Annotated in this window: 23 protein-coding genes; 11 read left to right on the top strand and 12 right to left on the bottom strand. The window is 64.7% G+C overall.

All coding sequences use genetic code 11. The features are described 5' to 3' along the window. The first annotated feature begins 53 nt into the window (after positions 1–53). Positions 54–593: an adenine phosphoribosyltransferase gene (locus ACQR1W_RS32210; protein ID WP_008970106.1), complete on the top strand. Its 540-nt coding sequence runs from the start codon at positions 54–56 to the stop codon at positions 591–593. Positions 594–653: 60 nt separating this feature from the next. Here the strand turns inward: ACQR1W_RS32210 and ACQR1W_RS32205 are convergent, their stop codons facing one another. The 9 genes from ACQR1W_RS32205 to ACQR1W_RS32165 all read right to left on the bottom strand — a co-directional run bounded on the left by ACQR1W_RS32205 (position 654) and on the right by ACQR1W_RS32165 (position 10,970). Next, positions 654–1,322, bottom strand: a complete 669-nt coding sequence (locus tag ACQR1W_RS32205; RefSeq protein ID WP_434854542.1) for a hypothetical protein — start codon at positions 1,320–1,322, stop codon at positions 654–656. A gap of 56 nt (positions 1,323–1,378) precedes the next feature. Then, positions 1,379–2,143, bottom strand: a complete 765-nt coding sequence (locus ACQR1W_RS32200) for a hypothetical protein (RefSeq protein ID WP_434854541.1) — start codon at positions 2,141–2,143, stop codon at positions 1,379–1,381. Between the two features lie 261 nt (positions 2,144–2,404). Beyond that, on the bottom strand, positions 2,405–3,616 hold the full coding sequence (locus ACQR1W_RS32195; RefSeq protein ID WP_434854540.1) for a M48 family metalloprotease: 1,212 nt from the start codon (positions 3,614–3,616) through the stop codon (positions 2,405–2,407). 33 nt (positions 3,617–3,649) lie between these two features. Further along, positions 3,650–4,207 (bottom strand): LemA family protein, encoded by a 558-nt coding sequence (locus tag ACQR1W_RS32190; protein ID WP_434854539.1) that lies wholly within the window; start codon positions 4,205–4,207, stop codon positions 3,650–3,652. A 201-nt stretch (positions 4,208–4,408) separates the two neighbouring features. Beyond that, on the bottom strand, positions 4,409–4,846 hold the full coding sequence (locus ACQR1W_RS32185; RefSeq protein ID WP_434854538.1) for a COG4315 family predicted lipoprotein: 438 nt from the start codon (positions 4,844–4,846) through the stop codon (positions 4,409–4,411). Positions 4,847–4,988: 142 nt separating this feature from the next. Then, complete coding sequence (locus ACQR1W_RS32180) at positions 4,989–5,978, bottom strand: small ribosomal subunit Rsm22 family protein (protein ID WP_434854537.1); 990 nt, start codon at positions 5,976–5,978, stop codon at positions 4,989–4,991. After that, positions 5,975–9,439: a chromosome segregation protein SMC gene (smc, locus tag ACQR1W_RS32175; RefSeq protein ID WP_434854536.1), complete on the bottom strand. Its 3,465-nt coding sequence runs from the start codon at positions 9,437–9,439 to the stop codon at positions 5,975–5,977. The genes ACQR1W_RS32180 and smc overlap by 4 nt, the downstream gene beginning before the upstream one ends. A 273-nt stretch (positions 9,440–9,712) precedes the next feature. After that, positions 9,713–10,369, bottom strand: a complete 657-nt coding sequence (locus ACQR1W_RS32170) for a DsbA family protein (protein ID WP_434854535.1) — start codon at positions 10,367–10,369, stop codon at positions 9,713–9,715. A gap of 121 nt (positions 10,370–10,490) precedes the next feature. After that, positions 10,491–10,970, bottom strand: coding sequence for a DUF721 domain-containing protein (locus tag ACQR1W_RS32165; RefSeq protein WP_008968805.1), 480 nt, complete (start codon positions 10,968–10,970; stop codon positions 10,491–10,493). 141 nt (positions 10,971–11,111) lie between these two features. On the opposite strand from ACQR1W_RS32165, the gene mutY reads away from it, so the two are divergent. From mutY to ACQR1W_RS32150, 3 genes are all read left to right on the top strand, one after another. Next, a complete protein-coding gene (gene mutY / locus ACQR1W_RS32160) occupies positions 11,112–12,233 on the top strand; it encodes an A/G-specific adenine glycosylase (protein ID WP_434854534.1) in 1,122 nt (373 codons plus the stop codon). 82 nt (positions 12,234–12,315) lie between these two features. Beyond that, the gene (locus ACQR1W_RS32155; protein ID WP_434854533.1) at positions 12,316–12,735 is read left to right on the top strand and encodes a PaaI family thioesterase; all 420 of its coding nucleotides are present in this window, start codon (positions 12,316–12,318) and stop codon (positions 12,733–12,735) included. An 86-nt stretch (positions 12,736–12,821) separates the two neighbouring features. Continuing rightward, complete coding sequence (locus ACQR1W_RS32150) at positions 12,822–13,439, top strand: glutathione S-transferase family protein (protein WP_434854620.1); 618 nt, start codon at positions 12,822–12,824, stop codon at positions 13,437–13,439. Here the strand turns inward: ACQR1W_RS32150 and ACQR1W_RS32145 are convergent. Further along, a complete protein-coding gene (locus tag ACQR1W_RS32145) occupies positions 13,436–14,359 on the bottom strand; it encodes a LysR family transcriptional regulator (RefSeq protein ID WP_434854619.1) in 924 nt (307 codons plus the stop codon). The two genes, ACQR1W_RS32150 and ACQR1W_RS32145, sit on opposite strands and share 4 nt — an antisense overlap. 88 nt (positions 14,360–14,447) lie before the next feature. Between ACQR1W_RS32145 and ACQR1W_RS32140 the strand changes: the two genes are divergently transcribed. The 4 genes from ACQR1W_RS32140 to ACQR1W_RS32125 all read left to right on the top strand — a co-directional run bounded on the left by ACQR1W_RS32140 (position 14,448) and on the right by ACQR1W_RS32125 (position 18,559). Next, positions 14,448–14,873: a nuclear transport factor 2 family protein gene (locus ACQR1W_RS32140; protein ID WP_434854532.1), complete on the top strand. Its 426-nt coding sequence runs from the start codon at positions 14,448–14,450 to the stop codon at positions 14,871–14,873. 21 nt (positions 14,874–14,894) lie between these two features. Then, on the top strand, positions 14,895–15,335 hold the full coding sequence (locus ACQR1W_RS32135) for a nuclear transport factor 2 family protein (protein WP_434854531.1): 441 nt from the start codon (positions 14,895–14,897) through the stop codon (positions 15,333–15,335). A 105-nt stretch (positions 15,336–15,440) separates the two neighbouring features. Then, entirely contained in the window at positions 15,441–16,031 is a 591-nt protein-coding gene (locus tag ACQR1W_RS32130; RefSeq protein WP_434854530.1) for a biliverdin-producing heme oxygenase, read from the top strand. Then, the gene (locus ACQR1W_RS32125; protein ID WP_434854529.1) at positions 16,028–18,559 is read left to right on the top strand and encodes an HWE histidine kinase domain-containing protein; all 2,532 of its coding nucleotides are present in this window, start codon (positions 16,028–16,030) and stop codon (positions 18,557–18,559) included. Before ACQR1W_RS32130 ends, ACQR1W_RS32125 begins: the two co-directional genes overlap by 4 nt. 51 nt (positions 18,560–18,610) lie before the next feature. On the opposite strand, the gene ACQR1W_RS32120 is transcribed toward ACQR1W_RS32125, so the two are convergent. Then, entirely contained in the window at positions 18,611–19,303 is a 693-nt protein-coding gene (locus ACQR1W_RS32120) for a glutathione S-transferase family protein (protein ID WP_434854528.1), read from the bottom strand. Positions 19,304–20,392: 1,089 nt separating this feature from the next. On the opposite strand from ACQR1W_RS32120, the gene ACQR1W_RS32115 reads away from it, so the two are divergent. After that, complete coding sequence (locus tag ACQR1W_RS32115) at positions 20,393–20,764, top strand: hypothetical protein (RefSeq protein ID WP_244425234.1); 372 nt, start codon at positions 20,393–20,395, stop codon at positions 20,762–20,764. Positions 20,765–20,769: 5 nt separating this feature from the next. Here the strand turns inward: ACQR1W_RS32115 and ACQR1W_RS32110 are convergent, their stop codons facing one another. Beyond that, positions 20,770–21,903, bottom strand: a complete 1,134-nt coding sequence (locus tag ACQR1W_RS32110) for a site-specific DNA-methyltransferase (protein WP_035981333.1) — start codon at positions 21,901–21,903, stop codon at positions 20,770–20,772. A gap of 385 nt (positions 21,904–22,288) precedes the next feature. On the opposite strand from ACQR1W_RS32110, the gene ypfJ reads away from it, so the two are divergent. Beyond that, positions 22,289–23,206, top strand: coding sequence for a KPN_02809 family neutral zinc metallopeptidase (ypfJ, locus tag ACQR1W_RS32105; protein ID WP_434854527.1), 918 nt, complete (start codon positions 22,289–22,291; stop codon positions 23,204–23,206). Positions 23,207–23,243: 37 nt separating this feature from the next. Further along, entirely contained in the window at positions 23,244–23,807 is a 564-nt protein-coding gene (gene moaB, locus ACQR1W_RS32100; protein ID WP_434854526.1) for a molybdenum cofactor biosynthesis protein B, read from the top strand. Positions 23,808–23,813 lie beyond the last annotated feature (6 nt).

The following is a 23,813-nucleotide window of genomic DNA, read 5'->3' as shown; positions in this document are numbered from 1 at the left end:
CTGGATTGCTTCGCTCGCAATGACGAAAAACATCAGGCGTGAGTGAGCATCCGATGACATTCGATCTGGACATCAAGTCCACCATCCGCACCATCCCGGACTATCCCAAGCCCGGCATCCTGTTCCGCGACATCACCACGCTGCTGGCGGATGCGCGCGCCTTCCGCCGCGCTGTCGATGAGCTGGTGCATCCATGGGCCGGCTCGAAGATCGACAAGGTGGCCGGCATCGAGGCGCGCGGCTTCATCCTGGGCGGCGCGGTGGCGCACCAGGTCTCGGCTGGCTTCGTGCCGATCCGCAAAAAGGGGAAGCTGCCGCACAAGACGGTCAGCATGTCCTACGCGCTGGAATACGGCACCGACGAGATGGAGATGCATGTTGATGCAGTGCAGCCGGGCGAGCGGGTGATCCTGGTCGATGACCTCATCGCGACCGGGGGCACAGCGGAGGGGGCGGTGAAGCTGCTCAAGCAGATCGGCGCCACGGTGGTGGCGGCCTGCTTCATCATCGACCTGCCGGATCTCGGCGGCGCCGCCAAGCTGCGGGCCATGGACGTGCCGGTCCGGACCCTGGTCACGTTCGAGGGGCACTGATCGCTGACGGAGCGGGCGGGCCGGGAAAAGGGACGGGACTTCGAGCGAAAAGAGGGGCGATCACGACCGCTGCATCACAAGCCCCGTTTCGATCTCCCGCAGCGCGTAGTAGTTGCGCCGGATCCACTGATACAGCTCGGTGGACTGATCCCGTTCCTGGCGCAGATAGCCGGTGAAGGAGAAGGAGTATCGGTCGATATAGGTCTTGAGGAACAGCGGCAGGGCGGGAATGCGCAAGACCCGGCCGCGGGTGAAGAGCGCGGGCAGTTCCTCACGCAGGACGTGGTCGTTCTCGACCGCGATCAGCTGGGACATCGGGATCTGGCGTCGCAGATTGTCAAAGGCGCGGGTCGAGACCCGATCGCCCTCGGCGCAGAACAGGACGATGGGGACGACATTTCGCCGCGCGGCCTCCTTCAAAAAGCCGATCTCCTCGGACATTTTGAAGAACTCGCCAAAGGCGTAGTAGCCGAGGTCGATGACCTTGGCCATTCCATCGTTGATGATCACCTGATCCATCAGCTGGATCTTGCCGTACGTGTCCTCGATCTCCGCGGTCTCAGTGATCGCCGGCAGATAATCGATCAGCGCAGGCTCGCGGACCGAGATGTCGAAGGCACGTACCTGCCCATTTTTGAGCAGCAAAAATTCGCTCAAAAGCCGCGCGAGCAGCGTCTTGCCGATCTGGGGTCGGGGCGAGCAGACGATGTAGACGGGCGTCGCAGGCATTTGACCTATATCAGGTCAAATGCGCCTTCGATAAAGCCCCCTTGTTTGCGGAGCTGTCATTTTTCCCCTGCGGGCCGCGCGGCGGCGACCTGCTTGGACGAGCCGACGATGTCGGTCAGCTTGATCCGGTCGTACTCGCTCCAGACATTGGCGAGCCAATGCCGGACGTAGCCGCGCAGCACGAAGGAGTAGTTGGCCGCCTCGTCGTGCGGACCCTTGTTGGCGACGAATTTCAGGAACGGGACCGAGGCCACCTCGACCTGCTCGTAGGCCATCTCGTTGAGCTTGGGGATGGTCAGCTCGGTCGCATCCTTGATTCGGTTGAAATAGGAGGCGTAGGTCGACTGATCCCACTCGAAGAAGCTCGTGTTGTTGATGAAGTTCTTCACCAGGAAATATTTCGCGCCCACCATGTAGCTTGCGGTTTCGGCGATTTCGTCGAGCGAAGCGATCGACGAGCCCAGGATGTGGAACACCGCGAAGGTGATCTGGCCGGAACGCGCCGCATCGAGAAAGCCGATGTCCCGGAGTGCCGCCAGGGTCGGGGACATCAGGCCGGCGCGGACGTCGATCACGGTGACCGAGGGCGCCACCGCGCTCAAGGTGTCGAAGATCTTCATCTGGTCCGAGGTCGCGTTCATGTCGACGATCTCGGTGATCTCGGGGTGGAAGCGTTTCAGGGTCCCGCGCGGATGCTCGGTGTCGAACGCCCGGGTCGGGACGTTATTGGCGCTGAAATAATCGAGCAAAGTGCGCGAAACCGTGGTCTTGCCGACCCCGCCCTTGTCCGCGCCCACCACAACAACTGCCGGTTTCGCCATGGAATGTCCTTGAAATCTGGTCCGGCCCAGGCCGGCGCCTCGCATCCTGCGTTGCGCGCGAACATGGCAGAAACAACGGAGAATTCAAATTCATTGAAGCGACGCGGCGGTGAAATTTCCCCATCTGCTGGTCAACGTGAAGGATTAAGTGGAGGTCTCCGTGCCTTCCGGTTGCGGCGAGCCTGCCAGCTGCGAGTGATTGGCGGAAATGCGCGCGCAATCAAGGACATCGGCACGCGACTTGATCGTCATGCTGAGCTGTCAGTGTCGGCCCCACGGGCCGCTTGCTGGATCGTCCCAGGGGCCCCGTGGCGCATCCTGTTCCGGAGCGGGGGCGGGGCGATCGGCCGCGCCCCAAGGCCCGGAGCCGGGCAGCGCGGGCGGTGTCTCGGTATCGGACGGCTCGGCCGCCGACGGCTGCTCCTCCTCGGAAGGGAGCGCGAGTGGACCAGGGTCGCGGCCACCGGCGAATTTCACCAGCGCCTGGATGCGCGACTCGACCGAGGGATGGGTGGCGAACAGATCGGCGAAGCCTTCGCGCGGGTTGTCGACGCACAGTTCCATGACCGCCGACGTCGCGCCGGGCAGTTCACCGCGGCCCTCGATCTTGCGCAAGGCCGAGATCATCGCATCCGGGTTCTTGGTCAGTTCGACCGACCCGGCATCCGCCAGATATTCGCGCGTGCGCGACAGTGCGAGCTTGACGATCTGCGACAACAGCCAGGCGAGCAGGATCAGCACCACCGCGATGATGATGACCACGATGGCGCCACCGCCGGACCCTTTGCGATCCGAGGACGAAGAGGAGGACGACGAAGATGAGGACGAGGACGACGAAGACCCCCAGGAGCCGCCGCCTCCGCTCCAGCTCAGATTGGTGAACAGGCGGAAGAACAATTCGCCGAAGAAGCCGACCACACCGGCAATGATCACGGCGACCACCATCATCTGCACGTCGCCATTGCGGATATGGGTGAGCTCGTGGCCGAGCACGGCCTCGATCTCCTGATCGTTCAGGGCATTCAACAGCCCCGTCGTCACCGTGATCGCGTATTGTTTCTGGTTGAGCCCGGTGGCGAAGGCGTTCAGCGCCGGGCTGTCCATGATCTTCAGCTTCGGCATGGTGATGCCGCGCGAGATGCAGAGGTTTTCCAGCAGATTGTAGAGCCGGGGCTGCTCCTTCCGGGTCACCGCCTCGCCGCCGGTCACGGCGTCAATGATCGACTGGTGGAAGAAATAGGCGATTACGATCCAGGCGGCCGCGCCGAGGGTGGCCCAGGGCAGGGCCTTGATCAGGTCGGACAGCGCAGCTCGCAGGTAATAGTCCGCGCTGCCGCCGCCGTTGATCATCACTTCCGCGACCAGCGCTCCGGCATAGACCAGCACGTAGATCAGCAGGAACAGGCCGCCGAGCAACACCGTCGAACGGAACCTGTTCGAGGCGATATGGGTATAGAGACCGTAGGCGGCCATGTGGCGATGCCCTGTCGAAACGAGGGCCTAGGCTCAGAATTTCACGCTGGGCGCGGTTTCGACCTCAGTGCGGCTCGCGCCCAGATCGAAGAAATCCTTGCGGGTGAAGCCGAGCATGCCGGCGAACAGTGCGGCCGGCATCTGCTGGATGCCGGTGTTGTACTCCTGCACGGCATTGTTGAAGAAGCGTCGGCTGGCGGCGATCTTGTTCTCGAGATCGGAGAGTTCGCTCGCGAGCTGCTGGAAATTGGCGTTGGCCTTGAGGTCCGGATAGGCCTCCGACAGCGCGATCAGCCGGCCGAGCGCGCCGGTGAGCTGGGTCTCGGCGGCCGAGACCTGTGCCGGACCCTGCGCGGACATTGCGGCATTCCGGGCCTTGATAACCTCGTCGAGCGTGCCGCGCTCATGCGCCGCATAGCCTTTCACGGTTTCGACCAAGTTCGGGATCAGGTCGTGGCGTTGTTTCAGCTGCACATCGACGTCGGCAAAGGCCTGGTTGACCCGCTGGCTCAGCGCGATCAGGCGGTTGTAGGCGCCGAGCGCGAACAGTACGAAAATGACGATGATGCCGAGGACGATCCAGCCGGACATGCAGGGCTCCGAGGAAGAGGGCGAAAGGAAGCGGCGCGACCAAGTTTAGCGGACGCAGCCGGCCGGGGCGAGACCCGCCCGATCCGGCGTGCGTTGGTCGCTTCAGGCCGTGCGCGCGTTCGACCCGGGAGACCGCGTCCCGTCATTCGCTGGATCAACGGATCACCTGATCGCAGGCAACGACGCTGCGATCAGCCGGGCTCAATAGGGGCGGGCGATGCGCCAGAGCTGCGTCGGATCGTTGCCGTTGACGTCGCCGGGCGAGCTGTCTAGTTGCGAGGTGTAGAGCGGACGATAGCGATAGGCCCACATCTTCTTGCCGTCGCCACGGGTGATCACAGTGAAATCGCCGGTGGCGACCGCATTGTCGGGCGCGGTCAGCGGAGGGCGCGTCTCGGCGCATTTGGCGTCGCAGGTCGAGGCGGTGCCGCTGGTGTCCCGCTCGAACGTGTAGAGCGTCATGCCCTTGAGATCGACCAGGATCGGACCGTGCTTGCCGATGATGGCCTTGGCCGGCGGCCCTTCTTGCTTCGCAGCCGGGGGCGGGGCCGAAGCCTCGTGACCGCCGCCGTGGCCACCAGCAAAAGCCGTCTCCGCCGTGGCCAACAGAGCCGCAGCGATCATCATCGTCCGAAACATTCCGAATGCCCCATGGTGAACGCGCAAAAAGCGCTGGTTGCAGTCACCCTAGCACTCGCGGATTAGTTCCAGGTTTCGAAAAGCCGGACAAATGAAGATCCGACACGACCTGACGTTAACCATCCGGATGTTGCGGCGGTATTTACGGCAGGCTTGCGGGCTCGACGGCGCCACCCCAATCCCAGCGGCGCGCGGCGGCAAAGGCGGTCTTATTCCGGCGGGGAACGGTGACGGTGCGCGCAACGCCGTCGGTGCAGCAGAGCTTGGCGGCCACAGCCGCTTTGTCCAGAGCTGGCGGCGCCAGCACCCGCGCCACGGGACGTTGCGGGACTGGTTGTCGCGTCAGGGCGACGTAGCTGAACTTCTCGTCCTCATAGGGCAGCTCGACGCCCTTGATCTGCTTGTGCGCGCGGGAGCGAGCGAGGCGCTGCGCGAAGTGACACCAGTCCGGCGCAACCAGCGGGCAAGCATGATCGTGCGGGCAGGGGGCTGCGACATGCGCCCCCGCAGCGATCAATTGCGCGCGCGCCGCGATGATGCGCTGATAGCCGGCGGGGGTGCCGGGCTCGACAAGCAGCAGCGTGTCGCGCGTTTTCATCCACAGGGTCGCGGCAAGCGTCTCGCGTTCGCTCTCGGGCAGCTCGCCGATCATGTAGCTAGCAATCACGAGATCGGCCGGCGCGGCGTGATCGAGCTGCGTGCGCGTGGGCCCGAACGTATAATCGAGGTCGTTCAACCGGTGTGCGCCAGCGGCAAGCTCGAGCGCCAGCGCGCGCAGGACCGGATTGGCGTCGAGGGCCCGGTACGATGCCAGCGAAGCAAAGGCTTCCGCCGCGGCGAAACTTGCCGTGCCGGGTCCGGCGCCGACATCGAGCAGCGATGTCGGCGCAAACTCCGGTCGCATCTCGATCAGCGCATTCAGGCAGGCTGCGACGGCCGCATAGGTCGCGGGCATCCGCACCACGGCGTAGGCCACCGCATCGGCCTCGCTGGCGATGCCGCCGGAGGTGCCGCCGCCGCGATAGGCTTGCGAGATCCGGGCAGCGCGCGCAGCGGCGTCCTGGCGCGACTGGCCCTGCAGCTTGGCTTCGAGCGCGGCCTTGACCGCGGCAGGAAGGTCCGGAGTGATCACGCCACCTGCTGGTCGAGGATCTTCACGGCCTCGTCCAGCGCCACCGACACCAGTTGCGACACGCCGCGCTCGGCCATGGTGACGCCGAACAGCCGGTTCATGCGCGCCATCGTGATTGGGTTGTGGGTGATGATGATGAAGCGGGTCTCGGTCGAACCCTTCATCTCATGCAGCAGGTTGCAGAAGCGTTCGACGTTGTGGTCGTCGAGCGGCGCGTCAACCTCGTCCAGCACGCAGATCGGCGACGGGTTTGTCAAGAACACCGCGAAGATCAGCGCCATCGCCGTCAGGGCCTGCTCGCCGCCCGACAGCAGCGACAGCGTCTGCGGCTTCTTGCCGGGCGGCTTGGCGATGATCTCCAAACCGGCCTCGAGCGGATCGTCGCTCTCGATCAGATGCAGCGCGGCCTCGCCGCCGCCGAACAGCTCGGTGAAGAGGCGCTTGAAGTGGGCGTTGACGGTCTCGAACGAGGCCTGCAGGCGCTCACGTGCCTCCTTGTTGAGGCTCTGGATGCCCTGGCGCAACCGCTTGATCGCTTCGACCAGGTCGTCGCGCTCCGTGGTCAGCGCCGTGTGCTGGCCCTCGACCTCGGTCAGCTCCTCTTCCGCGCGCAGGTTGACGGCGCCAAGCCGCTCGCGATCACGCCGCAGCTTCTCCAGGCCGTCCTCGATCTCATGCAGTGGGGGCAGCTGGGTGTCCGGACCGATTTCAGCGAGACCCGCGACCGCCTGCGGCTCGACTTCGAGCATGTCGTGGATTTCACGCTCGACGTCGGCGACGCGGCGCTTGGCGCTTTCGAGGCGCTCCTCAGCGCGCGCGGCAGCTTCGCGCGACCGCGACAAGGCTTCCAGCGAAGTCTTAGCTGCACGATCGGTATCGCCCATCGCGGTCTCGGCAGCGGCGAGCGCATCGGCTGCGACCTGGCGCTCGCCTTCGGCGATCCCGATCTCGTCGATCAGCGCGCTGCGCTTGTCGGCAAAAAACGCCGGCGCGTTCTCCAGCTCGGCGCGCTCGTCCTTCACCTCGGCGATACGCGCCTCGATGGTTGCGATCTGCGAGCCGGCGCCGCGGACGCGGTTGAACCAGTCGTTGCGCTCGCTGATGATCGCCTGCACACGGCGGTCGGCGAGTTCGGCCTCGCGCGCCAGCGCCTGCGCCTCGGCGCGGACCTGCGCGGCTGCGCGGCGCTTAGTCTCGATCTCGGCGCGAACGGCCCCGAGCCTTGCTTCGGATTCCGTGCTCGCTGGCAGCTCCTCGATCGCCTCGAGCGCGCTCTGATGCGTGGCCTCGATCTCGCTGCGATCGCTGGTCAGGCGGCTGGAGGCCTCGACGAGGGCGGACCTGCGGGCCGCGTGCCGGTTGATCTCGCGCTCGGCATTGGCGTGGCGCTCGCGCGCGGCGTTGACCTCACGTTGCGCGGCGCGCCAGGCCTCACGGGCGGCGCTCTCGGCGGCGGTGGCAGACCTGACATCGGCCTCGGCGCTCTCCAGCGCCTGGCGCTTGTTGGTGGCATCGATGCGCGCCTGCTCCAGCTCGCTTTCGATGTCGATCAGCCGCGCGCGCTCGGCAAGGCGCCGGGCCGCACCGGTCGGCGCATGGGCGGCCGCGACGAATCCGTCCCAGCGCCAGACGTCGCCTTCCGGCGACACCAGCCGCTGGCCGGTCTTCAACTGCGAGACGAGCTGCGCCCCGCGCTCGCGCGACACCACGCCGATCTGCGCGAGCCGGCGCGACAGCTCCGGCGGGGCCTGAACATGGGCGGCAAGCGGCTCGACCCCGTCGGGCAGCGCCGGGTCGGTGCCATCGGCGCCGGCCAGCGTCCATCGCATCGGCGCCGACGGATCGACCGGTGCATCGAGGTCGTCCCCGAGCACGGCGCCAAGCGCCTTTTCAAAGCCCTTCGTGACCGTGACGCCGTCGATGATCGGTGGCCACAGATTCTTGGTCTCGCTGTTCACCATCTTGGAGATGGTGCGCGCTTCCGTCTCCAGGCGTTGCGCGCGCTTCTCAGCGTCGGCAAGCGGCGCGCGGGAGGCTTCAAGCCTGTGGCGGGCGTCGGCCAGCGCGGTCTCACTCGCTTGGGCTGTGGTTTCCGATTGCGCCACCACCTCTTCGGCGGCTTCGAGCGCGGCGGCAAGCGTGTCGAGGTCGCCGAGATGGGCCGTCTCCTGCGCGAGCTTCTGCTCCTCGCCCTGGACGCCGGCGATCTCCTGGTCGAGCCGCGCCAGCCGCTCGCGGTGACTGCGGACATTGGCTTCGAGCTGGTTGCGACGCGCGGTGAGGTCGGCCAGCTGGGTCGTCAGCTCGGTGAACTGACGCTCGGTTTCGGCGAGACTGGCCTCGGCCTCGGCCACGCGCTCGTCGACACCGCTGCGCATCTCGACGCGCGCCTTGATCTCTTCCTTCAGCTCGGCGTCTTCGGTCTCGAGTCGCTGCAGCGCAACCTGGGCGTCCTGGGTCTGCTGCTGCTCGCGCGCGACGTCGGCGGTGAGCTGCATCAGCCGGCGATCGAGCTCGCCCGTGCGCTCCTTGGCGCGCAGCTCCTCGCGATCGAGCAGATCGCGCGCATTCTTCAGCCGCTGCATGGTCGCGGCGGCGCGCGCTTCGGCGTCACGCAAGGCGGGCAGCTCGGCGGCGCGGATCGCCTGGATGCGCGCCGATTCCGCCTGCTCGCGGGTGCGCTCGGCCATCTCGCGCACGCTAACGTCGTGCACGTGCGCCGCTTCGTTCAGGTCGGCATGAGCCCCCATCCAGCGCAAATGATAAAGGGTCGCTTCCGCCTTGCGGACCTTGGCGGCGACCTCGCGATAGCGGATCGCCTGGCGCGCCTGCTTCTTCAGTCCTTCAATCTGACCGGAGAGCTGGCCGATGACATCCTCGACGCGGGTGAGGTTGGTCTCGGCCGCCTTCAGCCGCAGCTCGGCCTCATGCCGGCGCGCATGGAGGCCGGCGACGCCGGCAGCATCTTCCAGCACGCGGCGGCGCTGCTCGGGTTTGGCCTGAATGATCTCGCCGATCTTGCCCTGGTGGACGAGGGCCGGCGAACGCGCACCGGTCGCCGCATCCGCAAACAGGATCTGCACGTCACGGGCGCGGACGTCGCGGCCATTGATGCGATACACCGAACCCGCTTCGCGCTCGATCCGCCGCGAGATCTCCAGGATGTCCCGGTCGTTGACGGCGGCCGGCGCGGTGCGATCGGCGTTGTCGATCGTCATCACCACTTCGGCATGGTTGCGGGCAGGGCGGCTATTGGAGCCCGAGAAGATCACCGCGTCCATGTCGGCCGCGCGCAGCGATTTGTGCGAGGTCTCGCCCATCGCCCAGCGCAGCGCTTCAACCAAATTCGACTTGCCGCAGCCGTTCGGTCCAACCACGCCGGTGAGGCCGGGTTCGATCACGAAGTCAGTAGGTTCGACGAAGGTCTTGAAACCGTGGAGACGAAGACGCGTGAGCTTCATGCACAGATTCTCTGTTGGCAGGAGACGAATCTCCCTGCCTCGACAATACCATAGAAGGCAATGTCAATGTGGCCCGAGTCGCTTGATGCGGCTCATGAGGGCGGGACAATGGCGAGGGGCGGGCATAAGGGCAACCCGCGAGCCCTGCTTTTCCAAGCCTTTCTGGAGCAGGAAGGCTTTCTGGCGCAAATCGCCCAGTGCCGGATTGTCTCGGCCGTTCAGAATCTTATCGGGCCGGCTCGACGCGGCGCTGAGGATCCGCCGAAAGACAGATCAGCTCTTGAGAAGCGGATTGATCTTCTTCTCGAACTCCTCGATCGAGGTCTCGCCCTTGATCTTCTCGCCGTTGATGAAGAAGGTCGGGGTCGAATCCACTTTGAGGACTTCGCTGGCGTATTTCTGGTCGGCTGCGATCTTGTCGAGCAGCGCCTGATCCTTGAGGCAGGCCTCGACCTGCTGTTGGCTGAGCCCGGCCTGCTTGCCGATCCGGGTCAGCGTCTCCGTCGTGTTCTTCACGACCCAGTCATTCTGGGACCGGAACAGCATGTCGGTCACGGCGAAGTATTTTTGCGCGTCGCCATTGGCGATGCAGCGGGTCAGCATCGAGCCGGCCGCGGCTTTGATGTCGAGCGGGAACTCGCGGAAGATGTAGCGGATCTTGCCGGTATCAATGTATTCCGACTTGAGCTTCGGGAACACGTCCTTGTTGAACGCCGCGCAATGCGGGCAGGTCATCGAGGCATATTCGGTGATGGTGACGGCGGCGTCGGCCGGGCCGAGCACCATGTCCGGCAGCGACACCGGCTTGGCCACGTCGGAGACGCTCTGCGCCATCGCGTCCGAGATCAACCGCAGCGGCGAGAAGCCTGCGAGTGCAGCGAGGCCGGTCAGCGACAAAGTGGCGGTGAAGGCGCGGCGGGTGATGATCAAGGCTCTGCTCCGGACTGGCGCATCTTTGCGCACGATAAACTCTAAAGACGCGGGCATGTCGCTAGCTTGAAACCGCTCAACTGGCAATGCTGGCGGGCGAGGACCGATGATCCGGCCGGCGTCAATTTCGCTTGATGGCGGCGCCCAGCCGGGCGAGCGCGTCACGGAGCGCCTCGTCCTCGATCGCCGACAGGCTCTCTGCCACTTTCGCGACCGATTTCGGGTCAGGCGGGGTCGGTCGCCGGGGCCGCGGACGGCGCAACAAAGGGCCCTGGCGGAGCGCCAGCCGGCCGACCGCATGCCAGCCGAAGAAGCGGTTGACCCGCTCCAGGATCACGTCAGACGAATGCTGGATTTCGAGCGCCATCGGACCCTCGACCTTCAGCACCAGCGTCGCCGGCTCCTGCGGCTGCCCTTCCACGGGCCGCGGCCATTGTATCTTCAAGGGTGCGGCGTGGGCCGCGATCTCGGGCCCTGCGATCTCGGCCCATCGGGTGACGAGTTCGCGGGAGGCAAAGCCCTGCTTGGCGTAGGCCGCCGAGAACACGTCCCCGAGCATGGCGGACAGAGGCTTGGCGCTGATCGGGCCGGGCTTTGACATGGTCAGTTTTTTGACATGGTCAGTTTGTCGCGTCGCTGCCGGTCGGGGAACTTGCCCCGCGCAAAGAAGAAAGCCGTGGATGCGCGTGCGAGGCGCGGATGTGACCGGAGACTATGGCGTCTGACGTACTAGATTGCAGCCATGATGTCATCAGCACTTCGCTCCAAACCCAAGTTGCCCGAACTCGAAGGTAGAGACGACCGCCCCGCGCTGCTGCTCGCCTGGTACGACCGCCATCGCCGGCGCCTTCCGTGGCGCGCGCCGGCGGGGGAGCGCGCCGATCCCTACCGGGTCTGGCTGTCCGAGATCATGTTGCAGCAGACCACCGTCAAGGCGGTCGGCCCCTATTTCGAGAAGTTCCTGGCGCGGTGGCCGGACGTGACCGCGCTGGGCCGGGCGGCGCTCGACGATGTGCTGCGGATGTGGGCCGGGCTCGGTTACTACTCCCGGGCGCGCAATCTCCATGCCTGCGCGGTGACGGTGCTGCGCGACCATGGCGGCGAATTTCCCGATGCCGAAGAGCGCTTGCGCGCGCTGCCGGGCATCGGTCCGTATACGGCGGCGGCGATCGCGGCGATCGCGTTCGATCGCCGCACCATGCCCGTCGACGGCAATATCGAGCGCGTGGTGTCGCGGCTGTTCGCCGTCGAGGAGACGCTCCCGCAGGCCAAACCCCGTATTCAGAAGCTGGCGGCAAGCCTGCTCGGGCCGTCCACGGCGAGCGACGCGGAGACGCGCGCCGGCGACAGCGCGCAGGCGCTGATGGACCTTGGGGCCTCGATCTGCACGCCGAAGAAGCCGGCCTGCGCGCTGTGTCCTTTCAACGAGGATTGCGCGGGCCGCCTGCGCGGTGACCAGGAGACCTTTCCCCGCAAAGCGCCGAAGAAGACCGGCGCGCTGAGGCGCGGCGCGGCTTTCGTGGTGACGCGTGGTGACGAGCTCCTGGTGCGCTCACGCCCCGAAAAAGGTCTGCTCGGCGGAATGACGGAGGTGCCCGGCTCGGAGTGGCGGGCTGATCAGGACGACAAAGCCGCACTGGCGCAGGCACCGCAGCTTGCCGGCATTGGCCGGTGGCATCGCAAAGCCGGCGTCGTCACGCACGTGTTCACGCATTTTCCGCTGGAGCTCGTGGTCTACACTGCCCAGGTGCCGGCGCGGACGCGCGCGCCGTCAGGCATGCGCTGGGTGGCGATCGCGACACTCGCCGAGGAAGCGCTGCCCAACGTCATGCGCAAGGTGATTGCGCACGGGCTCGGCGACTGAGGCATGCATCTCCTCCGGCTGCTGACAGTGCGCTGGCAGCAGCCTCGCCCTAATGAGGCGTGCCTGAGACGGAGACGCGCCTATGATCCAAACCGCACTCGATCACATCCCAGCGCCGAAATCGGCGGAGCTGTTAGGCTGGCACCTGTTGGATGCGAGACCCGCCGAAGGCTGGATCCGGATCGGCTTCGACGGCAAGCACGAGTTCTGTAATCCGGCTGGGTTCATCCAGGGAGGCATCCTGTCGGCGATGCTCGACGACACGATGGGCCCGGCTGTGTTCGTCATGACCGAAGGCCGGCTCTACACGGTGACCGTCACCATGACTGTGAATTTCATGGCCCCGGCCGAACCTGGGCCCATGATAGGGGAGGGACGCGTGACGCAGCTCGGCAGGACGATTGCGTTCATGGAGGGTCGGCTCACACGCGCGGACGGTGCGTTGATCGCGACCGCAACAGCCACTGCGCGACTGGTCGAGAGCACGCGAGCGTTGCGCTAGCGGCATAGGGCTGCTGCTGTGGTTGATAGAGGATGGACGGGCCGGAGAAGCGCCGCTACGCTGGCGGCTCATCGATCGGAAACGCCATGCTCAAGCTCTATTACACACCCGGCACCTGCGCACTCGCCTCGCATATCGCGCTGGCCGAAGCCGGCGCGGACTACGCGCTGCAGAAGGTCGACTTCAAGACCAACCAGCAGAACAGCTCCGACTATCTCGCGATCAACCCCAAGGGGCGGGTGCCTGCGCTGATCACCGATCGCGGTGTCCTGACCGAGACGCCGGCGCTGCTTGCCTACATCGCGCAAAGCTTCCCGCAGGCGAAGCTCGCGCCATTGGACGATGCGTTCGCGTTCGCCGAGGTGCAGTCGTTCAATAGCTATCTGTGCTCGACCGTTCATGTCGCCCATGCGCACCGGGTGCGCGGCTCGCGCTGGGCGAGCGAGGAATCCTCCTTCGCCGACATGAAGCGCAAGGTGCCGGAGACCGTCGGCGGCTGCTTCGCGCTGATCGAACGCGCCATGTTCAGGGGACCGTGGGTGATGGGCGGGCAATATACGATCTGCGATCCCTATCTCTTTACGATCGCGCAATGGCTCGCAGGCGACAGCGTCGACATCAAAGCGTTCCCGAAGATCGCGGATCATTTCGACCGCATGTCGGAGCGGCCGGCTGTGAAGAAGGCCCTGGCTGAACAAGGTTAGACGACGTTACGCTTGCCGCGATCGAGCTCGCGCGCCGTCTCCAGCATCAGCTTCCGCAGCCAGATCGAGCCCGGGTCCAATTGCGCCCGGGTCGGATAGAACATGTATTGCTCGTCGATGCCGGGGTCGAGCGGCGGCGAGACCGTGACCAGCGATAGTGGCTTGGCCAGCGCTGCGATCAGGCGGCGCGGCACGAAGGCGACGAGATCGGTTCGCGCCGCGACGTTGAGCGCCTCGATATAGCCCGGTACGACCAGGGCGATGCGCCGCTCGATGCCCTTGGTTTCGAGCCACATGTCGATCAGATCCGCGCTCTGTCCACGCAGAATGACGGCGACATGGCGAGCCTGCAGGAACGCGTCGCGCCGCTTCAGCTTGGCCCCGATCGGATGGCCGCGTCGGATCGCGAGGGCGTCACTGTCGGTATAGAGCAGCTGGCGGTGAAAGCCTTTGAAGGCATTGCCGATCGAAATCACCATGTCGATGGTGCGGGCGAAGTCCGCATGGAAGATGGCTGACCCGCGCCAGGGCACGACGTCGATGCGGATGTTGGGTGCGGCTTGTGCCACCTTCGCCATCAGAGGGGGCATCAGCAACTCGACCGCGAGATCCGGCATCATCAGCCGGAACTGCCGATCGCTCCGTGTGGCATCGAACGCATCGGAGAGAAACAGGCCGCGGACCTGCTCCAGCGCTTGAGCGAGCGGCGCGCGCAAGGCGAGCGCCCGTGGCGTCAATTCCATCCGCGCGCCCGTTCGGACCAGCAGCGGATCGCCGAACAGATCCCGCAGCCGCTGCAGCGCATGGCTGGTCGCGGGCTGCGATAGGCCGATGCGAAGCGCTGCGCGGCTCACGCTGGCCTCACGCAACAGCGCATCCAAGGCGATCAGCAGGTTGAGATCGAGCGCGGTCAAATTCATCAGGTGAATAGATATCATATAGCCTATCGATTGGAAGAATGGCGGCGGCTGCGGCAGCATCAGGCTGATCACACACGGAGAGCCCGCCATGAGCGCCGCCGCCAATAAGCAACTGCTTCAAGACATCTTTGCCGCCGTCGCCGCCGGCAACCGCCAGCCGCTCCTCGACCACCTCGCCGACGAGGTGACGATGCAGGTCACCGGACATAATTCCTGGTCCCAGACCTTTCGTGGCAAGGAAGCGCTCGTGCGGGATCTCTACGGCTATCTCGCGACGCTGCTGGCGGATGGACGGCGCACCGTGCCGCTGCGCTTCATCGCCGACGATGATCATGTCGTGGTCGAAGCCAAGGGCGAGATGCGCACCAAGGCAGGTATTCCCTACAACAACGATTACTGCCTGATCTACCGGCTGCAGAAAGGGAGGATCGTCGAGATCAGGGAGTATTGCGACTACGCGCTCACCGAAGCCGTGCTCGGTCCTTTTCCGGCTTCGATGAAGCAGCGTGGCTGATGAGCCGGAGGGAGGACGTCCATGAAAGCAACGGACCACAAGCCAAACGACAACAAGAGCATCGTCCAGCATGTTTTCGACGAGCTCGCCAGGAGCAACTCGCAGCCTCTGCTGGATCGGCTCGCCGAGGATTTCCGTTTCGTGATCATGGGTACGGGCTCATGGTCACGGAGCTTCGAAGGAAAGGCGGCGGTGCTGGCCGAGCTGTTCGCACCCTTGCGAGAGAAGATCGCAGACCGGATCACGATCGTCCCGGTTCGACTCGTTGCGGAAGGCGATCTTGTCGTGGTCGAGGCGCGCGGCCGCAATACCACCCGAGAGGGCAAGGCCTATGACAACACCTATTGCAACGTGATCAGGCTCGAAGCGGGACAGTTCAAGGAATGGATCGAATATTGTGACACCCTGCTGGTCGAAAAGGTGCTGGGCCCTCCTGGCGAGGCGGCCAAACAGCTGACCTGATCCCGAGCAAACCGGAACTGGCCGGGAACTTCGGATTGGTTGCGGCGTTGCGTGGGGGCTGTGCTGCGTTCTTGCGGCCTGGACTCCGACCGCGAGCCTCATTTGATGACCCCGCCTGCCATTTCCGGTGACATTTCTCACACAAGTCACGCCATTGGAATCCGCGAGAAATTGCGGGCGGCGACATCAGCCGCACATCATGCGCTCGATGAGCGCCTCAGCGCTTTCGACCTGACCGAAACCGACCACTATCGCCGCTTTCTCCAGGCGAGTGCCGCGGCGCTTCTGCCGCTTGAATGCGCGCTCGAACAGGCCGGTGTCGCGGAGCTGTTCGCCGACTGGTCGCATCGGGCGCGCGCAGGCGTCATCGCAGCCGATCTCGCCGGGCTCGGTGGCGCGGTTGCGCCTTTGCCGTTGCCGCAGCCGCTCAATCGCATCGGCATCTTCGGTACGCTTTATGTGCTTGAGGGCTCCCGTCTCGGCGCGGCTTACCTGCGTCGCATCGTGGCCGCATCTGCCGATCCGAGGGTGCGGAGCGCGACCCGCTATCTCGGCCATGGTGCGGGGCAGGGGCTCTGGCGGAGTTATCTCGCGCGGCTCGAGCGCGAAGCCGTGACTGCCGTCGATCTGTCCGGGATGATCGCAAGCGCGCAACAGGCCTTTGCCATGTTCGGGAAAGCTGTGGCAGCGGCATGAACGAGCAGGTCGACCTCACCAATTGCGATCGTGAACCGATCCATATCCCCGCAAGCGTCCAGCCCTTCGGTTTTCTCCTGGCATTGGTGTCGGATTTCACGATCTGCATGGCCTCGGAGAATGCGCCGGATTTTCTCGGCCGCGATCTGTCCTGGTTGCTGCAGCGGCCGGTCGCGCAGGTGCTGGCGCCCGCGGCGGTCGACGCGATCCGCTCGCGGGTCGACTATTTGAGCTCGCCCGACGCCGTCGAACGTGTGTTTGCGGTCGAGTTGCAAGGCGACGGTCGGCTGTTCGATCTGGCCATTCATTTCTCCGGGGCCTATCTGGTCGTCGAGGCCGAGCCGAGCGTGATCGAGCCCAGCGTCAATTCGGGCGAACTGGTCCGCCTGATGCTCGGTCGCATCCGCAAGACCGAGGGGCTGACTGAACTGGCGCAGGAGGCGGCGCGTCAGCTGAAGGTCTTGACCGGCTTCGACCGCGTCATGGTGTATCGCTTTCATCCCGACGGCTCGGGCGAGGTGATCGCCGAGGTCGCCGGCGCCGGCCTCGAACCGTTTCTCGGCCTGCATTATCCGGCCTCCGACATTCCGCGCCAGGCGCGCGCGCTCTATCAGCGCAACTGGCTGCGGATCATCGCCGATATCGATGCCAAGCCCGCTGCCTTGCTGGCGACACCGACACACAATGCCGGCCTGCTCGATCTGTCGATGAGCGTGTTGCGCGCGGTGTCGCCGATCCACCTCGAATATCTGCGCAACATGGGCGTGGCCGCATCGATGTCGGTCTCGATCCTGCGCGAGGGCAAGCTCTGGGGCCTGTTCGCCTGCCATCATTATTCGCCTCATCATCTGTCGTTCGAGAAGCGCACTGCGTCCGAACTGTTCGGCCAGATGTATTCCTGGCTGTTGGAGGCGCGTGAGCGCGAGACCGACATCGCCTATGAGAGCCGCGCGCACCAGATCCAGGAACGCCTGATCGAGCGGGCGGCGGCGCAGGCGCACAGCAGGCGTGCGATCCTGGAGTTCATCGGCGAATATCGCAAGATGATCGAATGCGACGGCATTGCGGTGTGGTCGGACGACGAAATCACGCTGGAGGGCGAGACGCCGACGGAAGCCGAGGTGCAGGACCTGATCGGCTTCATCAACCGCACCTCGCCGGGTCGCATCTGTGCCAGCGCCGAGATTGCGAAGGTCTACGCCGCCGGCGAGGCCTTTCGGGATCGCGCCGCGGGCTTTCTCGCCATTCCGATCTCGCGCACGCCGCGCGACTGCCTGATCTTCTTTCGGCGCGAAGTGCTGCGCTCGGTCAACTGGGCCGGCGATCCCAACAAGACCTACGCGGAGGGGCCGCTGGGCGCGCGCCTGACACCGCGGAAGAGTTTCGAGATCTGGCAGCAGACGGTGGCCGGCCAGTCCAAGCCCTGGTCGTCCGCCGACCTGCGCATCGCCGAAAGTCTCCGCGTCACCTTGCTGGAAGTGATCCTGCAACTCGCCGAGCTCGCTGCGCGCGAACGCCGCGGCGCGCAGGAACGACAGGAATTGATGATCGCCGAGCTCAATCATCGCGTCCGGAACATCCTGAGTCTGGTGCGCGGGCTGGTCGCGCAGAGCAAGGACACCGCAAGCTCGACCGAAGAGTTCGCTTCCGTGCTCGGCGGACGCATCCAGGCGCTCGCGCGGGCGCATGATCAGATCACCAATCTGAACTGGGCGCCGGCCGCCTTGCGGTCGTTGTTCGAATCGGAAGCGGGCGCCTATCTCGGTTCACGCGCCAAACGGGTGCAGATGGAGGGGCCCGATGTCGCGCTCGATCCGAAGGCGTTCGCCACGCTCGCGCTCGTCGTGCACGAGATGACGACGAATTCCGCCAAATACGGCGCGCTCGCGGACTCCACCGGACAGGTGCAGGTGATCTGGCATGTCGACCAGGGCTCACGGCTGGTGATCGACTGGAAAGAGAGCGGTGGACCGCCGGTGCAGCCGCCGTCGCGGCGTGGCTTTGGCACCACGATCATCGAGCGCTCGGTGCCGTTCGATCTGAAGGGCGATGCCGAGATCCGCTTCGACCTGCTCGGCGTGCAGGCCCGCTTCGTCATCCCTGCGAATTTCGTGCAGATGGTGCCGGCCATGGCGGGTGCCCCGTCGCGGCTCGCCGCGAAAGAGCAGGCGACGCCGCGCCTGTCCGGGACCGTGCTGATCGTCGAGGACAATCTGATCATCGCGATGGGGGCCGAGGTGATCCTGCTCGAACTCGGCGCGCGTCATGTCGAGACCGCGGCCTCGGTTACCCAGGCGCTCAAGGCCATCGAGCGTGCCGTGCCGAGCTTTGCGCTGCTCGACGTCAATCTCGGCGCAGAAAGCAGCATTCCGGTCGGACATCGCCTGACGGAACTCGGCGTCCCCTTCATGTTCGCCACCGGCTATGGCGAGCGCGCGCCGATTCCGGCCGAGCTCGCGCACGCACCGGTGATCCAGAAGCCGTATACGCGCGAAGTGGTCGAGAAAGCGCTTTCGAAGCTGAAGTGAGGGCCTGTCGCATCACTGGCTTGCGCGGGTGATGCGATAGGCGCGCGCGCCTCACGCCACCTTGGTCTTGAGGTGGCGGAACATGAAGTCGCGCGCTTCCTCGTCCAGCTCGGCCTTGAAGGTGAACTTGTCCTTCAGCGCCAGCGCACGCTGCGCGGCCGGGCGGGCCGAGATCTCGTCGACCAGGCGCTTGAGGTTCGGATATTTCGTCAGCGCGTCATCGCCGAACGCAAACGGCGCCATGCGTGCCCAGCCCCACAGCGCCATGTCGACGATCGTATAGGTGTCACCGACCATGTAGGAGTGCTTCGCCAGACGATCGTCGAGAATTTTGAAATGGCGATGTCCTTCGTACTGGTAGCGGTTATGCGCGTAGTCATGGTTCTGGTCCTTCGGCGCGAAATGCTTGAAATGCACCGCCTGACCCGAATAGGGACCGACGCCGGTCGCGACGAACATCAGCCAGGACAACAGCTCGGCTCGGCTCGCCGGCGTATGAGCAGGCAGAAACTTGCCGGTCTTTTCGGCGAGATAGAGCAGGATCGCATTGCTGTCGAACACGACCACGCCGTCATCGTCGATCGCCGGCACTTTGCCATTCGGATTGATCTGCAAGAACTCCGGCTTGAACTGGTCGCCCTTGCGGGTGTCGATGGCGATCGGCGCGTAAGAGAGGCCTGATTCCTCGAGGAATAGTGCAACCTTGGTCGGATTGGGCGAGCCGTTGAAATAGAATTTGAGCATTGGCGATTCCTCTGGATTGTTTTCAGTCGATGATTTTGCGGGGCGGACAGGCGCAAGCGGACGTGACGTCAAGGGATCGTGAGCGCGGTTGGTGTGAAATTCAATTGAAGGCGGCGCTGGCGCTCATGATTCGGGATCGTGGATTGCGTGAGCTTCGAACCTCGTTCGCATAGCTGCTATTCCCGGTGCAGATCACAGCGGTGATGGATTCTCAATAATAAGGCGATCACGTCAGCCGACCCGAACAGGGCAAAACATCTGCATTTTTGTTATATTCCCGCGGCGACTGCGACAAAACAGCACAAAGGATGTTAGAAGTTTTCAAAACAAGACCGTCATCATAACAACCTTTCGACAAATGGAACCGTCGCAGCCTTATTGAGAACGAAGTCCTCGACGAAACGGCGCTGGGGGTTGCGTTGAATCGTCGGAGGTCTGATGACGAATCGAGCGACGAATAGGTTGCCGTGTGTCGCGGCGACTGTATTGGCAGGCGCTGCGATGGCAACGCTCCAGTTTCAGCCGGCATCGGCGGATGAATGCCTGGCGAAGCCGAAGGAGGGCGTGGCAGGAAAACACTGGTTCTACCGAATCGACCGCGCAACGAAGCGTCAGTGCTGGTACCTGCGCGACGACGACCGCACGCAGGGCGCCTCTCTCGCCGCGCGGAAATTGGCTGCTCAGAAAGAGCGTTCGAATCTTTCGTCGTCGATGGCCAATGCGCATGCTGAATTTGAGCCCGTGACCAGCGCCAGTAACGATGATGTGAAGGCCGCGCCGTCACCGGCGCCATCCAGTGCGTCTGGTGCATTTCCGGCCGCTGCGCCCGTTCCCGCCGCGCCTGTTCCGGCGGCTCCGCCTGTTGAGGATGCGGCGTCGACCCAGCGCGGACCTGAGGGTGTGACGGCAGCGGTTGACGCATCCGCCGTTGCGTCCCGATGGCCCGATCCGACCAGCTCGCCGCAAGCTCCTGCCGAGCCGGTGCAGGCTCCGCCTTCGTACAAGCTTGCCGCGGCGTCTGTGCCTGCCGTTGCGGCCGAGCCAAGCACGCCGGCGGCAATGCCGTCGCCCGTGAGCGTGAGCGAAACCGTGCCGACCACCTCTGCGTCATTGACGATAGATGACGGCTCGCGCACCCGGCTGTTGGCTTTCCTGGGCGCTGTCGCCATCGCCGGCTTTTCGACCAGCGTCTTGTTTGCACGGGCGCGTGCCCGGCGGCGGATCCAGATCACGCCTGCAAACATGCGACGCGGACCGCGTTGGCCCGTCGAGCCCGAACTCGATCGGATGCAACTGGCGCCGATGGACGACTATCCGTCGCTGCCGCGGCCGCAGGATCTCGAACGCGGGCGTCAGACCCGGCTCTCGGTCGTTCCGCAGGATGAGATGCCGTATGACGAGCAATATCAGGTCGAAGATCTGCTGGCGCGCTATTCGGGACAGAATCGCCGCAGGTCGTAAGGAGTTTAGCCAGCAGCCATCTCGGAGCGGATTTCAGCGCGGAGCTCGTCGATCAGCTTCAAGCCGCTCTTGGTCTCGACGTGCCAGAAAGTCCAGCCATTGCACGCGGGCGCGCCTTGCGCCACCGCGCCGATGCGATGGATCGACCCGACCTTGTCGCCAAGCATGATGGCGCCGTCGGCGCGCACCAGCGCACCGTGCCGCCGCTTGGCGTCGACGAGCTTGGTGCCGGGTGGGATCATGCCGCGTTCGATCAATTCGGAGAACGCGACCCGCGGCGCATCACGCGCCGTCATGAACGGTGCCAGCGTCGCTTCCGGCAACGGCTCGATGGCGGCGATGCGCTGTTCCGCAGCCTTTGCATAGGCGCGGTCGCGCTCGAAGCCGATGTAGTGGCGGCCGAGACGTTTTGCCACGGCCCCGGTCGTGCCGGTGCCGTTGAACGGGTCGATCACGAGATCGCCCGGCTTTGAGGACGACAGCAGCACTCGCGCGAGCAAACCTTCCGGCTTCTGGGTCGGGTGGACCTTCCTGCCGTCCTTGTCCTTCAGGCGCTCCTCGCCGGTGCAAAGCGGGATCAGCCAGTCGGAGCGCGCCTGCACGTCTTCATTGGCGGCCTTCAGCGCTTCGTAGTTGAACGTGTAGCCCTTGGCCTTCTCGTCGCGCGCCGCCCAGATCATGGTCTCATGCGCATTGGTGAAGCGGCGGCCGCGGAAGTTCGGCATCGGATTGGATTTGCGCCAGACGATGTCGTTCAGGATCCAGAAGCCGAGATCCTGCATGATGGCGCCGACGCGGAAGATATTGTGGTAGGAGCCGATCACCCACAAGGTCGCGCTCGGCTTCATCAGCCGCCGGCAGGCGAGCAGCCAGGCACGCGTGAAATCGTCGTAAGCCCCAAAGGACGAGAACTTGTCCCAATCGTCATTGACCGCATCGACATGCGATTCGTCGGGACGCTTGAGCTCACCTTTAAGCTGCAGATTGTAGGGCGGATCTGCGAACACCAGGTCCACCGACGAAGCCGGCAGCTTCGACATCTCCGCGACGCAGTCGCCGACGATGATGCGGGACGTTTCGAGAGTCTCAAATTTAGTGCGGGGCGCCCTTGCAGACGCCCCGCGACGCGACTCAACCATGACTCAAGAACTCTGACTCAGGCGACGCTGTCGGCGACGCGGGACCTAACAACCGACTGGCGCTACATTGATCGGGCAAAGTAAAAATCGACTTAACCCGGAAAATTTTTCGCATCATTGCGCACGGTTTCATCAGATGCGGGCTGCGCGGGTCGCGCGGCAGTTTTGGCCGATCGCTGTTTGCTAAGACAGCGATTCGTGAGCGCTTTTTCCGATGCTGCGCCGCGCTTGTGCGTGGCGCAGGCGCAAATCGCCGCATGATTTCTCGGCGGCGCTAGGCAAAATCTGCCGCCCGGGTTATTGATTAACGGAGTGGAAATTCTACCTGTCTGCCGCGTTAGGTTCTCGCGTTTGCCCGTGCTCGATTGATCAAGGAAAGGCCGCCATGCGTTACGATGATTTTCGCCGCAGCGACGACATCGACGACCGTCGCGACGAAGGCGGAATGGGCGGGGGTGGTATGGGTCTGCCGATGGGGGGCGGCGGGCTCGGTATCGGCACCATCATCGTCCTCGGCCTGATCGGCTATGCGTTCGGGATCGATCCGCGCATCCTGATCGGGGGCGCGGAGATGGTCAGCCGCAGCGGGCAGACCTATCAGGCTGATCGTCGCTCGCCCGGCAAGACCGGCGCGCCGAAGGACGAGATGGGCGACATGGTCTCCGCGATTCTCGGCGAGATCGACGACCGCTGGAGCGAGATCTTCCAGGCCAGCGGCCAGAGCTACACCGGACCGAAGGTCGTGCTGTTTCGCAACGCCACCAATGGCGGACGCTGCGGCATGGCGCAATCGGCGATGGGGCCGTTCTATTGTCCGCCGGACCGCCAGATCTTTCTCGATACCAACTTCTTCCGCCAGGTCGAGACGCGCTTCCACGGCTGTTCAGGCAATGCCTGCAAGTTCACAGCAGCCTATATCATCGCGCACGAAGCCGGCCATCACATCCAGAATCTGCTCGGCGTCCTGCCGCGCGTGACCCGGCTGCAGCAGCAGGCCGGCAGCAAGGCTGAGTCCAATGCGCTGCAGGTGAAGGTCGAGCTGCAGGCGGACTGCCTGTCGGGCGTCTGGGCCAATCGCGAACTGAAGAAGCGGCCCGGCTATCTCGAAGAGGGCGACATCGATTCCGCACTCACCACCGCCTCGGCGATCGGCGACGATACCCTGCAACGGGAGGCGACGGGGCGCGTGGTGCCGGATTCGTTCACGCACGGTTCGGCCGCGCAGCGCAAGCGCTGGTTCATGACCGGGTTCCAACAAGGTACCGTGAAGGCCTGCGACACGTTCGGCGCAAGCTCGTTGTGATGCGCGCCTCCGTCCGGTCCCGATGAAAGAGGTGGCGATGTCGTCGACTGGTGAAGCCAAGCAGTTCATCCCGCTCAATATCGCGGTGCTCACGATCTCCGATACGCGCTCGCTCGCCGACGACAAATCGGGGACGACATTGAGCGATCGTTTGACCGCGGCCGGCCACAAGCTCGCCGCGCGCGAGATCGTGACCGATGATGTCGAGGCGATCCGTGCCGTCGTGAGGCGCTGGATCGCCGATCCCGCCGTCGATGTCGTCATCACCACCGGCGGCACAGGCTTCACCGGTCGCGACGTCACGCCCGAGGCGGTAGAGCCCTTGTTCGAGAAGCGGATGGACGGCTTCTCGATTGCCTTTCACATGCTGAGCCACGCCAAGATCGGCACCTCGACCATCCAGAGCCGCGCCACTGCTGGCGTCGCCGGCGCAACCTACATCTTCTGTCTGCCCGGCTCGCCCGGGGCCTGCCGCGACGCCTGGGACGGCATTCTCGCCGCCCAGCTCGACTATCGCACGCGTCCCTGCAACTTCGTCGAGATCATGCCGCGGCTCGACGAGCATCTGCGCCGGCCAAAGGCGCAAGGCGCGACGGCCTAAGCCCAA

Origin of the sequence: Bradyrhizobium sp. HKCCYLS1011, from assembly GCF_051167795.1 — a bacterium.
Taxonomy (GTDB): domain Bacteria; phylum Pseudomonadota; class Alphaproteobacteria; order Rhizobiales; family Xanthobacteraceae; genus Bradyrhizobium.
The sequence above is the reverse complement of the archived record's forward strand: the minus strand, read 5'-3'. Positions and strand labels throughout refer to the sequence as shown.

Excerpts from the sequence above, each read along its gene's own strand:
- ACQR1W_RS32210 (WP_008970106.1), top strand. The coding sequence starts at position 54 with ATGACATTCGATCTGGACATCAAGTCCACCATCCGCACCATCCCGGAC.
- ACQR1W_RS32205 (WP_434854542.1), bottom strand. The coding sequence starts at position 1,322 with ATGCCTGCGACGCCCGTCTACATCGTCTGCTCGCCCCGACCCCAGATC.
- ACQR1W_RS32200 (WP_434854541.1), bottom strand. The coding sequence starts at position 2,143 with ATGGCGAAACCGGCAGTTGTTGTGGTGGGCGCGGACAAGGGCGGGGTC.
- ACQR1W_RS32195 (WP_434854540.1), bottom strand. The coding sequence starts at position 3,616 with ATGGCCGCCTACGGTCTCTATACCCATATCGCCTCGAACAGGTTCCGT.
- ACQR1W_RS32190 (WP_434854539.1), bottom strand. The coding sequence starts at position 4,207 with ATGTCCGGCTGGATCGTCCTCGGCATCATCGTCATTTTCGTACTGTTC.
- ACQR1W_RS32185 (WP_434854538.1), bottom strand. The coding sequence starts at position 4,846 with ATGTTTCGGACGATGATGATCGCTGCGGCTCTGTTGGCCACGGCGGAG.
- smc (WP_434854536.1), bottom strand. The coding sequence starts at position 9,439 with ATGAAGCTCACGCGTCTTCGTCTCCACGGTTTCAAGACCTTCGTCGAA.
- ACQR1W_RS32165 (WP_008968805.1), bottom strand. The coding sequence starts at position 10,970 with ATGTCAAAGCCCGGCCCGATCAGCGCCAAGCCTCTGTCCGCCATGCTC.
- mutY (WP_434854534.1), top strand. The coding sequence starts at position 11,112 with ATGATGTCATCAGCACTTCGCTCCAAACCCAAGTTGCCCGAACTCGAA.
- ACQR1W_RS32155 (WP_434854533.1), top strand. The coding sequence starts at position 12,316 with ATGATCCAAACCGCACTCGATCACATCCCAGCGCCGAAATCGGCGGAG.
- ACQR1W_RS32150 (WP_434854620.1), top strand. The coding sequence starts at position 12,822 with ATGCTCAAGCTCTATTACACACCCGGCACCTGCGCACTCGCCTCGCAT.
- ACQR1W_RS32145 (WP_434854619.1), bottom strand. The coding sequence starts at position 14,359 with ATGAATTTGACCGCGCTCGATCTCAACCTGCTGATCGCCTTGGATGCG.
- ACQR1W_RS32140 (WP_434854532.1), top strand. The coding sequence starts at position 14,448 with ATGAGCGCCGCCGCCAATAAGCAACTGCTTCAAGACATCTTTGCCGCC.
- ACQR1W_RS32135 (WP_434854531.1), top strand. The coding sequence starts at position 14,895 with ATGAAAGCAACGGACCACAAGCCAAACGACAACAAGAGCATCGTCCAG.
- ACQR1W_RS32130 (WP_434854530.1), top strand. The coding sequence starts at position 15,441 with ATGACCCCGCCTGCCATTTCCGGTGACATTTCTCACACAAGTCACGCC.
- ACQR1W_RS32125 (WP_434854529.1), top strand. The coding sequence starts at position 16,028 with ATGAACGAGCAGGTCGACCTCACCAATTGCGATCGTGAACCGATCCAT.
- ACQR1W_RS32120 (WP_434854528.1), bottom strand. The coding sequence starts at position 19,303 with ATGCTCAAATTCTATTTCAACGGCTCGCCCAATCCGACCAAGGTTGCA.
- ACQR1W_RS32110 (WP_035981333.1), bottom strand. The coding sequence starts at position 21,903 with ATGGTTGAGTCGCGTCGCGGGGCGTCTGCAAGGGCGCCCCGCACTAAA.
- ypfJ (WP_434854527.1), top strand. The coding sequence starts at position 22,289 with ATGCGTTACGATGATTTTCGCCGCAGCGACGACATCGACGACCGTCGC.
- moaB (WP_434854526.1), top strand. The coding sequence starts at position 23,244 with ATGTCGTCGACTGGTGAAGCCAAGCAGTTCATCCCGCTCAATATCGCG.